12 protein-coding genes are annotated in these 13,871 nt (G+C 51.6%); 6 read left to right on the plus strand and 6 right to left on the minus strand.

From position 1 onward, the window contains the following. Positions 1 to 2 precede the first annotated feature (2 nt). Genes mdcA through dctP form a run of 4 tightly spaced genes read right to left on the minus strand, consistent with a single transcriptional unit; the run spans position 3 to position 4,592 of the window. Positions 3 to 1,667, minus strand: coding sequence for a malonate decarboxylase subunit alpha (mdcA, locus tag ACO0LH_RS03745; RefSeq protein ID WP_422939692.1), 1,665 nt, complete (start codon positions 1,665 to 1,667; stop codon positions 3 to 5). Next, positions 1,667 to 3,016, minus strand: a complete 1,350-nt coding sequence (locus ACO0LH_RS03750) for a TRAP transporter large permease (RefSeq protein WP_422939693.1) — start codon at positions 3,014 to 3,016, stop codon at positions 1,667 to 1,669. The genes mdcA and ACO0LH_RS03750 overlap by 1 nt, the downstream gene beginning before the upstream one ends. Continuing rightward, the gene (locus ACO0LH_RS03755) at positions 3,013 to 3,567 is read right to left on the minus strand and encodes a TRAP transporter small permease (RefSeq protein ID WP_422939694.1); all 555 of its coding nucleotides are present in this window, start codon (positions 3,565 to 3,567) and stop codon (positions 3,013 to 3,015) included. The genes ACO0LH_RS03750 and ACO0LH_RS03755 overlap by 4 nt, the downstream gene beginning before the upstream one ends. Beyond that, the gene (gene dctP, locus ACO0LH_RS03760) at positions 3,564 to 4,592 is read right to left on the minus strand and encodes a TRAP transporter substrate-binding protein DctP (protein WP_422939695.1); all 1,029 of its coding nucleotides are present in this window, start codon (positions 4,590 to 4,592) and stop codon (positions 3,564 to 3,566) included. Before dctP ends, ACO0LH_RS03755 begins: the two co-directional genes overlap by 4 nt. 194 nt (positions 4,593 to 4,786) lie before the next feature. Here dctP and ACO0LH_RS03765 point away from each other — a divergent pair, with 194 nt between their 5' ends. The 4 genes from ACO0LH_RS03765 to ACO0LH_RS03780 all read left to right on the plus strand — a co-directional run bounded on the left by ACO0LH_RS03765 (position 4,787) and on the right by ACO0LH_RS03780 (position 7,264). Next, the gene (locus ACO0LH_RS03765) at positions 4,787 to 5,440 is read left to right on the plus strand and encodes a GntR family transcriptional regulator (RefSeq protein WP_422939697.1); all 654 of its coding nucleotides are present in this window, start codon (positions 4,787 to 4,789) and stop codon (positions 5,438 to 5,440) included. 155 nt (positions 5,441 to 5,595) lie between these two features. After that, positions 5,596 to 6,306 (plus strand): queuosine precursor transporter, encoded by a 711-nt coding sequence (locus ACO0LH_RS03770; protein WP_422939698.1) that lies wholly within the window; start codon positions 5,596 to 5,598, stop codon positions 6,304 to 6,306. Between the two features lie 144 nt (positions 6,307 to 6,450). Further along, on the plus strand, positions 6,451 to 6,750 hold the full coding sequence (locus tag ACO0LH_RS03775) for a hypothetical protein (protein ID WP_422939699.1): 300 nt from the start codon (positions 6,451 to 6,453) through the stop codon (positions 6,748 to 6,750). Positions 6,751 to 6,931: 181 nt separating this feature from the next. Next, on the plus strand, positions 6,932 to 7,264 hold the full coding sequence (locus ACO0LH_RS03780; protein WP_422939700.1) for an ArsR/SmtB family transcription factor: 333 nt from the start codon (positions 6,932 to 6,934) through the stop codon (positions 7,262 to 7,264). A gap of 16 nt (positions 7,265 to 7,280) precedes the next feature. Here the strand turns inward: ACO0LH_RS03780 and ACO0LH_RS03785 are convergent, their stop codons facing one another. Continuing rightward, positions 7,281 to 8,090, minus strand: a complete 810-nt coding sequence (locus tag ACO0LH_RS03785; RefSeq protein WP_422939701.1) for a sulfite exporter TauE/SafE family protein — start codon at positions 8,088 to 8,090, stop codon at positions 7,281 to 7,283. Positions 8,091 to 8,242: 152 nt separating this feature from the next. Between ACO0LH_RS03785 and ACO0LH_RS03790 the strand changes: the two genes are divergently transcribed. Beyond that, on the plus strand, positions 8,243 to 9,103 hold the full coding sequence (locus tag ACO0LH_RS03790) for an MBL fold metallo-hydrolase (protein WP_422939702.1): 861 nt from the start codon (positions 8,243 to 8,245) through the stop codon (positions 9,101 to 9,103). Positions 9,104 to 9,253: 150 nt separating this feature from the next. After that, complete coding sequence (locus ACO0LH_RS03795; protein ID WP_422939703.1) at positions 9,254 to 10,195, plus strand: DUF4214 domain-containing protein; 942 nt, start codon at positions 9,254 to 9,256, stop codon at positions 10,193 to 10,195. A gap of 106 nt (positions 10,196 to 10,301) precedes the next feature. Here the strand turns inward: ACO0LH_RS03795 and ACO0LH_RS03800 are convergent, their stop codons facing one another. Next, positions 10,302 to 13,835 carry an EAL domain-containing protein gene (locus ACO0LH_RS03800; RefSeq protein WP_422939704.1) on the minus strand — a complete coding sequence of 1,178 codons (3,534 nt, stop codon included), beginning with the start codon at positions 13,833 to 13,835 and terminating at the stop codon, positions 10,302 to 10,304. Between the last annotated feature and the right edge of the window lie 36 nt (positions 13,836 to 13,871).

Below are 13,871 nucleotides of genomic sequence, written 5' to 3' on the forward strand. Positions count from 1 at the left end.
CCTTACCAGTTTCTGAAGCGTTTTGGCGGCTGGTATAAACCATCCGATGCACGCACCAGATCTTTCATGTTTTTTGCTGCCAGCAAATCTCTTGTCGCCAGGCGTTTGTCTATACCCATATCTTCCGCACGTCGTATGATGCCGCGGTCACGCAGGTTTTCTACCATGCGCTGGTCACGTGCCAGGCCAACCGGGGTATAGCCGGCAACGCCGCGTATGGCCTGCTCGCGTTCTTCATCACTGCGGCACAGCAGTAAATTGGCGATACCTTCTTCTGTCAGGATATGCGTGACATCGTCGCCATAGATCATGACGGGCGGGATATCCATCCCGGCCTGTTCAGCCAGTTGCCAGGCATCGAGTTTTTCAACAAAAGCAGGCTGCATGTGTTCACGGAAGGTCTCTACCATCTGTACGACCAGTTTTTGTCCACGCGGGATCTGCTTACTACCTTCGCGCGCTTCACGACCCGCCTTCAGCCAGGCCGGGCTGGCATGGCGGCGGCCACGTGCATCTGCCCCCATATTCGGGGCGCCGCCAAAACCGGCAATGCGGCCCAGCGTGGCAGTCGATGAATTGCCCTGCAAATCAATTTGCAGGGTAGAGCCGATGAACATATCACAGGCATAATGTCCTGCCGCCTGCGACAGCGCCCGGTTGCTGCGCATGGAACCATCGGCCCCGACAAAGAACACATCCGGGCGCGCGCGGATATAGTCTTCCATCCCCAGTTCAGAACCAAAAGAATGTACGGATTCAACAAAGCCTGCTTCGATAGCAGGTATCAATGCCGGATGCGGGTTCAGGGCCCAGTGGCTGGCGATCTTGCCCTTCAAGCCCAGTGAGGCGGCATAAGTGGGCAGCAATAATTCTATGGCTGCCGTATCAAAGCCTATGCCGTGATTAAGTCGCTTGACTTGGTATTCAGCGTAGATGCCTTTGATTGCCATCATCGCCATCAATATCTGGATTTCTGATATCAGCGCCGGGTCACGTGTGAACAGCGGTTCTATGTAATGCGGCGTTGGTGCCTGCACGACAAAATCCACCCAGCCAGCAGGAATATCCACACGCGGCAGGACATCGACAATCTCATTGACCTGGGCAATCACGATGCCGGATTTGAATGCCGTGGCTTCAACTATAGTGGGAGTGTCTTCGGTATTGGGGCCGGTATATAAATTACCGGCACGGTCTGCCGACTGTGCCGCCACCAGGGCCACACGTGGCGTCAGGTCGACAAAGTAACGCGCATACAATTCCAGGTAAGTATGGATGGCACCGATATTCAATTTGCCAGCGCCCAGCAATTTTGCCAGACGTGCAGCCTGTGGGCCGGAAAAAGAAAAATCCAGTTTCGACGCAATGCCCTTTTCAAACACATCAAGATGTTCAGGCAGAGCCAGCACCGATTGCAGCATGTGCAGGTCATGCACACGGGCAGGGTCAAGCTGCGTCAATGCTTTCGCCAGAAAATCTGCCTGCTTCTGGTTATTGCCCTCCAGGCAGACCCGGTCACCTGGTTCCAGCGCTGCGTGCAGGCAATCGAGCAGGCGTGCAGGTGGAAATAACTTGCCCTGCAAATCACTGCCCAATACCTCAGCAGCGCGTTGCAGGCGTTGCTGGCGATTGGTTTGCAAGGTGTTCCAGCGTCCTGGCGTAGCCATTATTTTATCCCCATCAGACTGTCTGGAAACGCTGTAGCAATTTGCGGAAACACACATAACAGGATCACCGCAACCAGCATCAATAACAGAAAAGGCATGACACCCCAGACGATATCTTTCAGCGGGATATCGGGTGCGATATTCTTGATGACAAAAATATTCAAGCCCACGGGTGGGTGGATCAGCCCCATTTCCATGACAATGGTCATCACCACACCAAACCAGATGAGGTCAAACCCAGCCACCTTTAAAGGCGGCAAGATGATGGGGCACATCATCAAGATAATGGACACTGGCGGCAGGAAGAAACCGAACACAATCACCATGCACAGGATGACACTTAACAGCATCCATTTGCTGAGATGCAAATCAACCACCCATTGCGCTGCCGACTGGCTGATATGCAGGTAACTCATGACATAGGAATACAGCAAGGACATGCCTATGATGAACAGCAGCATCGTTGATTCCTTGATGGTGGATGTGATGAAGGGCGAGATATCCTTTGGCCGCCAGACACCATATACGATGGCAATCAATACCATCGCCAGCAAGGCACCAAGCCCAGCTGTTTCAGATGGCGTGGCATAGCCGCCGTACAGCGCGACCATGACACCAATCAGCAAGATGACGAAAGGTAAAACCCGCGGCAGCATTTCCACTTTTTGCGCCAGATTGAAATGCTCTTTATCCAGATAGGCTGATTTGACACCACCCTGCTGGTAAGCCTGGTAAGCCACCGCATATTCACGCCGCGCCCGGTAGACTGCATAGCCAGAAAACAGCAGCACCAGCAATATGCCCGGCCCTATGCCGGCGAGGAACAAACGCCCCAAAGATTGCTCTGCCGCGACCGCATACAGGATCATGGTAATGGAAGGCGGCAGCAAGATACCCAAAGTACCACCCGCGGCAATAATACCTGCGGCAAAGCCGGGCGAATAGCCGCGCCTGCGCATTTCCGGTATGCCTGCCGAACCAATGGCTGAACAGGTCGCCGGTGAAGAACCGGCCATCGCCGCAAACATCGCACAGGCAAATACATTGGCAATACCCAGGCCACCCGGCACTTTGTGCAGCCACGCATGAATGGCAGAATACAGGTCGCGCCCGGCGGGTGATTTTCCGATGGCCGCCCCCTTTAAAATGAATAGCGGAATCGACAGCAAGGTGATCGATGCCATTTCTTCATAGACGTTCTGGGTAATCGTATCAAGCGATGCAGCGGGCATGAAGAAATACATGAAGCCAGTCGCAACCACCCCCAGGGCAAATGCGATCGGCATGCCGGAAAACATGACGATCAGGGTCACCACACCATACAGTACACCAAGTGTCAGCGGACTCATGCGGGCCTCCGCCTGGCAGTAATTGCAGCTAGCACCTGTATGATGATCTGCAGGGATAACAAGCTCATGCCGGCGGCCATCATGGCATACGGTATCCATAATGGCGGTGCAAAGGTCGATGATGTGGTTTGGCCGTCTACCCAGGCTTCATGAAACAGGGTCCAGGATTTCCATGAAAAGAAAAGGCAAAAAGCAGCACTGATGATATCCACCATCAACAGCCTGAAACGGTTGACCGCCGCCGGCAAGATCGATGACAAGACTTCTATGCCTATATGGCCACGGTAAGACTGTACATAAGCCGCAGAAAAGAAAGTCACCCCTATCAGCATGAAGACCGATGCTTCATCCTGCCAGTCTGTCGGCAACTTGAACAGGTAACGCGACACCACTGAATACGTCAGGATAAGTGCCGTCAGCAACATGGCCGCCATGGAAATACGGACGATGACTTTATTCACCCATTCCAACAGCTTCGCCACTCTGGCAACGGCAGCATTGTCTGGCACTGGCGGGCCTTTTGGCACCTCCATTTCAAAGCCATGACTCATAATAATTTCTCCGCCAGCTTCAGCAATTTGGCGCAGTTTTCATTTTTATCTGCATAATCTTTCCATGCCGTCGTGCGGGCAATGGCCTGCCATTTTTTTACCGTAGCCGCATTCAGATCAACAACTTTGGCACCTTTCTTTTCATAGACCGTGGCGACCGCGATATCATCCTGTTTGGCGGCCTTGATGGCGAAGGCTTCCAGTTCTGCACCGACGGTCATGATGGCATTTTGATGTTCCTTACTGAGCTTGTCGAAAATTGTTTTCGACATCATCAGGGGCTCAAACATATACCAGTAACTCTGGCCGCGCCCGCTGGTCAGGAACTTTGACACTTCTTCAAGGCGGAAAGAAATTAATGAGGTCGATGAAGTCATCGCTGCCTCCATGGCCCCCGTTTGCATAGCTGCATAAATTTCGTTGGAAGGCAAAGAGACGACAGCCGCACCGGCAGCCTTCAGGACCAAGTCGACTTCGCGTGAGCCACCGCGTATTTTCATGCCTTTGACGTCATCTGGCTCGACCACGGCCTTGGTGCGTGATGCCACGCCGCCCGCCTGCCAGATCCAGCTGACAACGACGATGCCCTTGTCGAGCAGGAGCTTATTGAGTTCCTTGCCGACTTCGGCATTTTTCCATGCAGCACCGACTTCATAGGAAGGTACCAGGCCGGGCATCAGGCCAATATTGACTTCAGGTACTTCACCACCAGCATAAGATAAAGGGACAAGCGACAAATCCAGCGCGCCCTTGCGCATGGAAGAAAACTGCGCATTGGTCTTCATCAGCGAAGAACCAGGATAAATTTCAAATTTCAAGCCACCGTTTGTCCGCTTTTGTACTTCGGCTGCAAACATGCGGCACAGGCGGTCACGAAAATCGCCATCTTCGAGCGTGCCACCAGGAAATTGATGCGATATTTTTAACGTGACATTTTGCGCCCAGGCAAGCAGAGGGGAAAATGCCGAGACGAAAGGAACCAGGCTGAGCGCCTGCAATACATTTCTTCTTTTTGTTTGAGACATGGTAACTCCTAAGGTTTTAGCGATTAAGCATCTATTTTTAACAAGCGCTGCGCCTGTCTGGTTTGTGCATCTCACTTAAAGTTCTTCTGTGTATGCTTTTTTTCTCTTCTTGTATACAAGATCTTATATTTTGCATTCAAAGTCAACTTGAATATATACTAGAGATACAAAATAGCCTGATTACAAAATACACCATGAAAAACCGCTCTGCCAGTTTGCGCGAAGAAATCGAAGAGCTGATCGCCATAGGGCAATTGCCGCCTGGCCACCATCTTGATGAGACTGAACTGGCCACACGCTTTGGGGTGTCGCGCACCCCCATACGGGAAGCCCTGATACAACTGGCATCGATGGGCATCATCGTGATACGGCCACGGCGCGGGGCACAAGTCGCCACCATCAGCCCGCAGCAACTGGTGGAGATGTTTGAGGTCATGGCAGAATTTGAAGCCATGTGTGGCCGCATGGCCGCGCGACGCATGTCCAAACAGGAGCAGGCTGATTTGCAGACAGCGCACAATGCCTGCAAGGACGCACGCGATGCCGAGGACCCGGACGAATATTTCTATAAGAATGAGGTCTTTCATGGCCTTATCTACAGTGGCAGCCACAATGGTTTCCTGACTGAGCAGGCAAAAAACCTGCACCGCCGTCTGCGCCCTTACCGTCGCCTGCAATTGCGCGTGCGTGACCGTGTCATGAATTCTTTCAATGAACACGATGCCGTAGTGCAGGCGATCTTGCAGGGTGAGGCAGAACTGACGGCAAACCTGTTGCGCGGCCATATCCTGATACAGGGTCAACGCTTTGCCGACCTGATTGCATCGCTGCCACGTGCAGCCAATTAATGCTAAGCAGCTCCAGTGACTCTCTGCCCCTGACTTTATCTGTTGCGGCAAACGATGTGGATTAATTTCCAACATATTCCGATGCGGCTGTTGACAAGCCAGAGCGGCGTGCCGGAATATGCCTGATCGCTTAATAATGTCAAAATAGGATAGTCATGACACGCCCACTTGGCAGTTATAAATATTATGATTTCGTGATGGCAGCCTTCGTCACTGTCTTGCTGTGCTCGAACCTGATTGGTGCGGCCAAGGCGGCGCAGGTAACGCTGCCGGTGCTGGGCACGGTCACCTTTGGTGCTGGCGTGCTGTTCTTCCCTATCTCGTATATTTTTGGGGATGTACTGACCGAGGTCTATGGCTATGGCCGCGACCGCCGTGTTATCTGGGCAGGTTTTGGGGCGCTGCTGTTTGCAGCCATCATGTCTGTCGTCGTGTTGTCACTGACACCGGCGGCTGACCCTTTCAATGCCGAATACCAGACACACCTGAATGCGGTCTTTGGCAATACGCCACGAATTATCCTCGGGTCCATCACGGCCTTCTGGTGTGGCAGCTTTGTAAACAGCTATGTACTGGCGAAAATGAAGGTGGCCATGGCGGGCAGGCATCTGTGGATGCGTACGATAGGTTCGACCATCTGCGGTGAACTGGTCGACTCGGGCCTGTTTTATATCATTGCTTTTTATGGCATCTGGTCAAACAGCCAGTTAATAACGGTGATGATAGCCCAGTATATTTTGAAAACCAGCTGGGAAGTCATCATGACACCGGTCACTTATAAAGTAGTTGCCTTTCTCAAGCGTAAGGAAGAAGAAGACTATTACGACAAGGATACCAACTTTAGCCCATTCAAATTGAAAGTGTAGCTTGAAGGCAATAGATAAATATCTTAATTATGAGCAAAATTACTGGCAGAATTGCTAGCAATTAAGTCAATAAGGAAACATTTTTTAAAGTTTTAGGGAAAATTACCGTTTTTAGTAAGGTAATCATATTTCCTGGCACCAGTCATGTTTCCCCTGAAAGTATTCCGTTTCTTTGAACCAACGACAGATATCCCGCAAACGACGCTATTAAGTCGTCGTCAGTCAACCAGGCAAGCCAGCGGGATAGCTGAAGAAGACTTGCGCTGGCCGCAGGCAGAACGCCGTCAAAATCAGGACCGGCGCAATAATGACCGCCGTGAAAAACAGCAGGCCATCCTGCTCAATACCCGCAAATTGCAAGGCAGGCGCAAAGATCCTGGGCGACGCCAGGAAGACAAGCTCGCCGCGCCGAATTCCCACATCAATATTTCCGTCAAGGGTTAAGTTTCGCAAGAGCAGGCAGAAATTAAGCAGAAGCGTTATAGCTCGCTCTTGATCCCATCTTATCGGTCAATCAGGTCAATATGCCTATATGCACACTTACGCAAATAAGGATAAATTAAACGCGCAAATCCTGATGCTCAGGTTATGATAGGCAAATTACTACTTCGGCTATTGCTATTCCATGGACGGATTGTCTGATCAGGCGCTGATTGAAATCGCGCATTATTTTTCAGCGCTGGCTGAACCGACCCGCTTACGGATTCTGAATTGCCTGCGCGAGAAAGAGCATAATGTCGGCGAACTGGCTGAACGCTGTGCCTGCTCACAGGCGAATGTATCTCGTCACTTGTCCACACTCGCAAAACATGGGCTGGTGGGGCGTGAAGGGCGCGGCACTTCGGTGTATTACCATATTGCCGACCCATCGATTTATGAATTGTGTGACCTGGTCTGCGGCAATGTCGCCCGTCAGCTGGAATCGCAGGCCGCGCTATTGAACAGACGCCTGGCATAACACCCCCGACATCGGCTTATCCAGCAATACGCAATACCAGGCTGGCTGCCACACACAACAACAAGCCGGCAAAAATCATCTGTACCTGACGGGCTGGCAAACGTGCCGCGATACGCCGCGCCATCAGCATGCCACCAATAGTCGTTGCCACAAACACCGCAGACAGCACAAGGGGCAGGCTGGCACCATTCCATACCGCAGAGCCCACTCCCATCGCACCAACCAGGCTGATCACCAGCAAAGAAGTTGCCACCGCCGTGTGCATGCTGGCATTGGTGTAATGCCTGAGCATGGGCACGATCACGAAACCACCGCCAACACCCAGCAGACCCGTCATGAAGCCTGAAATGCCACCGATAGAGGCAATCACGGCACCCGTCTTCAACGACCATTCAAACCTGCCGGTGCTGTCATTGATACGTGCCAGTGCTGCTCGTTTGGCGTCATTACATTCGGGTGAGCGCAATTGCAGGATCAGGCGCGTGGCGACAAATAGCAATATCAATGCAAACACCAGCATCAGCCATTGTTGTGAAAGCCTGTGCGCAATATGCACGCCCAGTACGGTAGGCAAGCTGCCTGACAGCGCCATCAGTATCGCGGCACGATAGCGTACCAGCTTGCGCCGCAAGCCTTCGAGCGCACCGATCAGGGCGGCACTGGTCACTGCCAACAGGGCCACAGGCATGGCTTGCTGCATGCTCCAGCCATGCGTATACACCAGCGCAGGCACAGCCAGTATGCCACCGCCTGCACCGGTCAGCCCCATGACCAGGCCGACTACCGCGCCTATCAGTGCTGTCAGCAGTTGTGCCAGAGAGATCATTATAAAACCCCGGAAATAAAAACATGCGCTAGTGTATTCCTTGCCAGGAAGGCCGTCGAGTCAGCGCCAGCAGATTGTTTTGATCTGTAAACATAAAAGTACCCGCGCAGTTTGCTATCATTCACAGACAACCTGCTCACAGACAAGCAACCATGACAGCCCAGATAGAAAGCTTCTTCGATACGCAAACCTGTACCGCCACCCATGTCGTGTTTGACGAAACTGGCGGGCATGCTGCCATCATCGATCCGGTGCTCGATTACGATCCCAAGTCAGGACGTACCAGGACAGAATCAGCCGACAAGGTACTGGCGTTTTTGAAAACGCATCAACTGCGCCTGCAATGGCTGCTGGAAACCCATGCCCATGCTGATCATCTGTCAGGTGCCCATTATCTGAGGCAGGCAAACGGCGGGAAAATTGCCATCGGTGCGCATATTAACGAGGTACAAAAAGTGTTCAAGAACCTGTTTCATCTTGAACCTGAATTCGCCGTCAATGGTGCGCAGTTTGATGTGTTGTTTGCAGAAGACCAGGAATTTTTTATTGGCAAGCTCAAGGCCAAAGCCCTGTTCGTGCCCGGTCATACACCGGCTGACATGGCTTACCAGATTGACGATGCGGTATTTGTTGGCGACACCCTGTTCATGCCGGACGTGGGAACGGCACGTTGTGACTTTCCCGGTGGTGACGCCCATCAGTTATATCACTCCATCCAGAAGTTATTGGCACTACCGGCACAAACCCGGCTCTTTCTCTGCCATGACTATCCGCCTGCCGGACGGGCTGTCAGCCTGCAAACCACGGTAGCCGCCCAAAAGGCGGGCAATATCCACGTGCACGACGGCATCTCGGAAGCCGCTTTCGTGGCCATGCGCAAGGCCCGTGACAGCGGCCTCGACATGCCGGTACTTTTGCTGCCGGCCGTACAAGTCAATATCCGCGCCGGCGCTTTGCCGCCACCAGAAAATAATGGTGTCAGTTATCTGAAAATACCGATGAATGCTTTGTAAGCCCATGCAGGCCCCTGCCGAAAAACAAATCGCCTGTAATGTAAAGTTACAAGTCAGAAATTGTCTTTGATAAAAATGTATTCTAAGATGCAACAATATTAACGTTGGTATTATTGCATTTCATTTTTAATTATCTTTTTTTGAGAAGACATGGCCAATATCAAAGTAAGCCAGCAAGGGGCGACCATCACCTGGCAATTCGAACCTTCCACCAATATATCCATGAGCAGTACAGGTGGCTATTACCACGGTAAAACCAGTTCGCTGGAATGGACAGGCATGAACCTCGTCTATGCAGATCCCAATTCTGTCATACCTACTGGTGGTACGCTGACCTCATTCATCACTACGGCAGCCAATGGCATAGACCAGATGAGCCTGACTGGACTGAATTACCAAATCCAGCCTGGCGACATGACTTTGCCGATTGGCGAGCGCCTGGGCAAACTGCTGGCAGGCAACGATAACTGGACCGGCACGGCTGGCAACGAAACCTTCATTTATGGTGTGGGGAACGACAATTACGATGGCGGTCAGGGGCTCGATACCTTATATGATTCACTTCCTGCCAGTTACTTCTCCCTGGATCAGTCAAAAACCGGTTTTGTGCTGACAATGACAAAAACCGGAACCAGTATTTCTGGTCAAATCAGTAATCTGATCAATGTAGAGCGCATACAGTTCTCTGACAAAATGGTTGCACTTGATCTGGATGGCAATGCCGGCCAGGCATATCGCCTGTATCAGGCCGCATTCAACCGCACACCTGACAAAGCGGGCCTGGGTTATTGGATAGGTCAGCTCGACAAGGGAGCGGAAAGTCTCAATCATGTGGCAGCAGGTTTCGTCAACTCAGCTGAATTCAAGCAAATGTATGGCAACAATGTATCTGACAATGGTTTTCTGACGGCTTTATATAACAACGTCTTGCACCGCAACCCTGATCAGGCTGGTTTTGATTACTGGAACGGCCGCGTCGCGGCCGGTATGACACGCCCGGACATTCTGGCCAGCTTCAGTGAAAGCGCAGAAAACATTGCGCAGGTCGTCGGGCAAATTGCACACGGCATAGAATATACGCCCTTCGCCTAGATCTGATGAAGATCGCATGAATCGCTTCACGGAGTGGCACAATACCTCTGTGCCCTCCGCTGCGGGTAATTCATCAGGCCACAGATAACTCAGGCATGATGCTATGTCAAGGCAGCTTGTCGCGGATATAAGCGGCGAAATCCGCCGCAGGCAGCGGTCTGGAATAAAAATAACCCTGCACTTCGTCACAAGCCTGCTGACGTAAAAATTCCAGCTGCTCTGCCGTTTCCACCCCTTCGGCAATAGTCAGCAAACCCAGACTTTTTGCCATGCTGATGACAGCGCTGACAATGGCCTTGTCTTCCGGGTCACTGGTAATATCGCGTACAAAACTCCGGTCTATTTTCAGCTTGTAGACCTTGAATTGTTTCAAGTAACTCAACGACGAATAGCCAGTTCCAAAATCATCAATCGACATGCGTATGCCGCGCTCATGCAGGTTATTCATGACCGCGACCGCCCCTTGCGGATCATGCATGGCAACGCCTTCTGTCAATTCAAGTTCCAGATATTCTGCGGGTATCCCTGCTTCACTTAAAATCCGTGTGACCAAAGCAGGCAAATCGCTATGGCGGAACTGCACGGCCGACAGATTGACCGCCATCAGCAGCGGAGGCAAACCCTCCAGTTGCCATTGCTTGAGCTGCTGCACAGCGGTACGCATCACCCACTCGCCTATCGCCAGAATCAGGCCGCTCTCTTCTGCCACGGGAATGAATTCAACTGGTGACACTGCACCAAGGACAGGATGCTGCCATCGTATCAGCGCTTCTGCGCCCAGAACCCGCCCGGTATGCATGGAAATTTGTGGCTGGTAATGAAGCTGGAACTGGTTTTTTTCCAGAGCCTGACGCAATGCATTCACCAGTTCAAGATGGCGTGAAGAGCGGGCCTGCATTTCCTGGGTAAAGAAGCGATAGGCGTTTCTGCCTTCACGTTTGGCCCGGTACATGGCGGCGTCTGCATTGCGCGACAAGGTCTCCAAATCCTTGCCATCATTGGGATAAATCGCTATCCCCATGGAAGCTGTCACGTTCAGATCATATTCACCGAGTTGAAACGGCGCATTCACTACCAGCATGAGTTTTTGCACGACCTGCTCAACTTTATGCTCGTCAACACCAGATAACAACAAGATGAATTCATCCCCGCCCAATCGCGAAATCGTATCGTTTTCCCGCATGCTGGCCGTCATGCGCCGGGCCAGTTCAACCAGCATCTGGTCGCCAAGGCTATGCCCCAGGCTGTCATTGATATCTTTAAAATGATCAAGATCAAAAAAGATGACGGCCAGCGCGTCATTGCTTCTTTCAGCCAGGGCAAACGCATAACGTGCCAGCTCTTCCAGCAAGGTACGATTCGGTAGGCCCGTCAGGGCATCATAATGTGCCAGGTACCGGATGCGTTCTTCAGAACGTTTTTTCTCAGAAATGTCTTCTTGTATCGAGAGGAAATGCGTGATTACGCCCTCAGCATTCCTGATCGGGGAAATATGCGCCAGGTCTATGTGATCAAGGCCGTCTGCATACAGATTGATTAATTCCCCTTTCCAGCTTTCGCCTTGTCCCAGCTTATGCCACATCTCGGCATACACTTCGGGTGAGGTTTTACCTGAACGGATAATGCTGGGTTTCTGGCCTATCACTTCGTCGAGCCGCTTTCCCGCGTTTTTTAAATAGACCTCATTGGCGTATTCAATATTGACCTGGAAATCGGTAATCACTATCGCGTTTGAGCTTTGCTCCACTGCCTGTGACAATTTACGCAAACTCTCTTCAGCCAGCTTGCGCTCAATGGCAATGGCAAGCAGATTTCCTGCCATTTCCAGCATTTGCAGGGAATACCGATCTGGCTCTGAAGGCGTGCGGTGATAAATGGCAAATGCACCTATGACATTGCGCTCGGCAGAAAATATGGGTTCTGACCAGCAAGAGCGCACGCCTGCCTGCTCCGCAACCTGCCAGTAGTCCTTCCAGAAAGGGTGTGTAGAAAGATTGGCAGCAATCGTACGATCGCCTGTAAACAAAGCGTTGCCACATGAGCCAATGCCGCCACCAATAGCTACCCCCTCTATCGCCCGGGAATAAAAGGCAGGCAGATTGGGGGCCGCCCCAGTGCGCAAATGAATACCATCCTTGTCCAGCAACATGATGGAACACAGACAGTCCGGCAGCAATGCTTCCACCTTCAGGACGACATCACGGAAAAGCTCTTGCTGGGTAGTGGCACTTGTGATGCGTTCCAGCATGTAGCTGCGCAGTTCTTCCATTTGCAAGGCATGTTGCCGTTCGGCCTCAAGCTCAAAGCGGCTCAGCACATGGCTGATATCTATCGCAAATTCATTCAGCAAATCCTGTACCGGCGCGTCAAACGCATATTCATGATCAGCATACAGATTGAAAGTGCCCACCACTTTTCCTTCTTTATGCAAGGGCAAGACCGCTGACGCCATCCAGCCGTGCCTGGCACCCAGTGCATGCCAGGCAGCTGAGGCAGAATCAGTTTGAAATTGCTGGCACCAATATGTTTGATTATTCAGAAACGCCTGGGCACTTGGCCCTTTCGCGTCGACATGATCTGGATCAATAGAAATTTCAAGATCATCAACATGCTCTGCGCCGGCACCAAAAGCAGCCACCGACTTGAGCAGTTGACTTTCATCATCCAGCAAGCCCACCCATGCCATTCTCAAGCCACCAATGGTGACAGCCTCCTGACAAATTTTTGGCAGTAAATCTGCCTTGTCGGTGATGCGTAATATCGATTGACTACACTGGCTAAGCGCACTGTATAGGCGGCTCAGGCGTTCATTTTTTGCAGCGGCCAGATTCCTTTCATGCTCAATGTCTGCCAGTCTGCTCCGGGTTACGGCCAGCCAGCCCATCACACTTTCATTCATGCCGGGTTTTACCGCAATAACGGAGGCAAAATTACCCTGCCCCAGATTAGCCAGATGGGCATGAACTTCTGCAACCGTTCCCCCCAATGTCAGAGACAAAGAGCGATAGGCACGCCAAAGCAAACCGACCAGCAATATCCCAAGAAAAATAAACAGGTAACGTAGCCGCAGCGCAAATTCTTCTGCATTACGTAGCAAATTGAGTGTGCGCTGACCAATGAGATGATGTGCTTCATCGATAGGTTGCAAGATGGCCAGCTTTGCTGCTTCATAACGTTCGTCGTACAGCATCCTGATTGCGGCTTCGCGATCAGCTTTGGCATCGATACCGGGTTGCTCTATCAGACGCATCGCCTCGCGTTCGATCGCAGTCAAGGCGTCGGAATTTGACTTGGCCAGTTCTAGTTGAGCAAATTCTTCGGTCGTCAATGAAGTGCTTTTCAATAATTCCATTAACGGAATTTTCTGACCCGCAGATGCAGACAGATTGTTCAGGACTTTTCCATTTTGAGCGGGCAGCAAATCCATATATAAATTCTGCCCCGGTGCTGGCCTGGGCGCATCACCATTGCGCACATCCACGATGTGCTGAAAATAGGTTTTATAGATGGGGTTACCGGTGATGACATAGCTGCGCACCATGCGCGTCAAGTCTTCTGAAGACTGGCGCAGTTCCAGCGACAACACGTGGGATTCGAAGCGTAATTCGTTGACACGGTCTATGGATTTTTCAGATTGCACATAGAATCCAAAAACCAGCGTAAAGACGGCAAATAC

The organism is Undibacterium sp. TJN19, from assembly GCF_049339485.1.
In the GTDB taxonomy this organism is placed as follows: Bacteria; Pseudomonadota; Gammaproteobacteria; order Burkholderiales; family Burkholderiaceae_D; genus Undibacterium.

What these genes read in the sequence shown, in the direction of transcription:
- ACO0LH_RS03755 (WP_422939694.1), bottom strand. Translation starts at nt 3,567, where the DNA reads ATGAGTCATGGCTTTGAAATGGAGGTGCCAAAAGGCCCGCCAGTGCCA.
- ACO0LH_RS03780 (WP_422939700.1), top strand. Translation starts at nt 6,932, where the DNA reads ATGGACGGATTGTCTGATCAGGCGCTGATTGAAATCGCGCATTATTTT.
- ACO0LH_RS03750 (WP_422939693.1), bottom strand. Translation starts at nt 3,016, where the DNA reads ATGAGTCCGCTGACACTTGGTGTACTGTATGGTGTGGTGACCCTGATC.
- mdcA (WP_422939692.1), bottom strand. Translation starts at nt 1,667, where the DNA reads ATGGCTACGCCAGGACGCTGGAACACCTTGCAAACCAATCGCCAGCAA.
- ACO0LH_RS03790 (WP_422939702.1), top strand. Translation starts at nt 8,243, where the DNA reads ATGACAGCCCAGATAGAAAGCTTCTTCGATACGCAAACCTGTACCGCC.
- ACO0LH_RS03775 (WP_422939699.1), top strand. Translation starts at nt 6,451, where the DNA reads ATGTTTCCCCTGAAAGTATTCCGTTTCTTTGAACCAACGACAGATATC.
- ACO0LH_RS03785 (WP_422939701.1), bottom strand. Translation starts at nt 8,090, where the DNA reads ATGATCTCTCTGGCACAACTGCTGACAGCACTGATAGGCGCGGTAGTC.
- ACO0LH_RS03765 (WP_422939697.1), top strand. Translation starts at nt 4,787, where the DNA reads ATGAAAAACCGCTCTGCCAGTTTGCGCGAAGAAATCGAAGAGCTGATC.
- dctP (WP_422939695.1), bottom strand. Translation starts at nt 4,592, where the DNA reads ATGTCTCAAACAAAAAGAAGAAATGTATTGCAGGCGCTCAGCCTGGTT.
- ACO0LH_RS03795 (WP_422939703.1), top strand. Translation starts at nt 9,254, where the DNA reads ATGGCCAATATCAAAGTAAGCCAGCAAGGGGCGACCATCACCTGGCAA.
- ACO0LH_RS03770 (WP_422939698.1), top strand. Translation starts at nt 5,596, where the DNA reads ATGACACGCCCACTTGGCAGTTATAAATATTATGATTTCGTGATGGCA.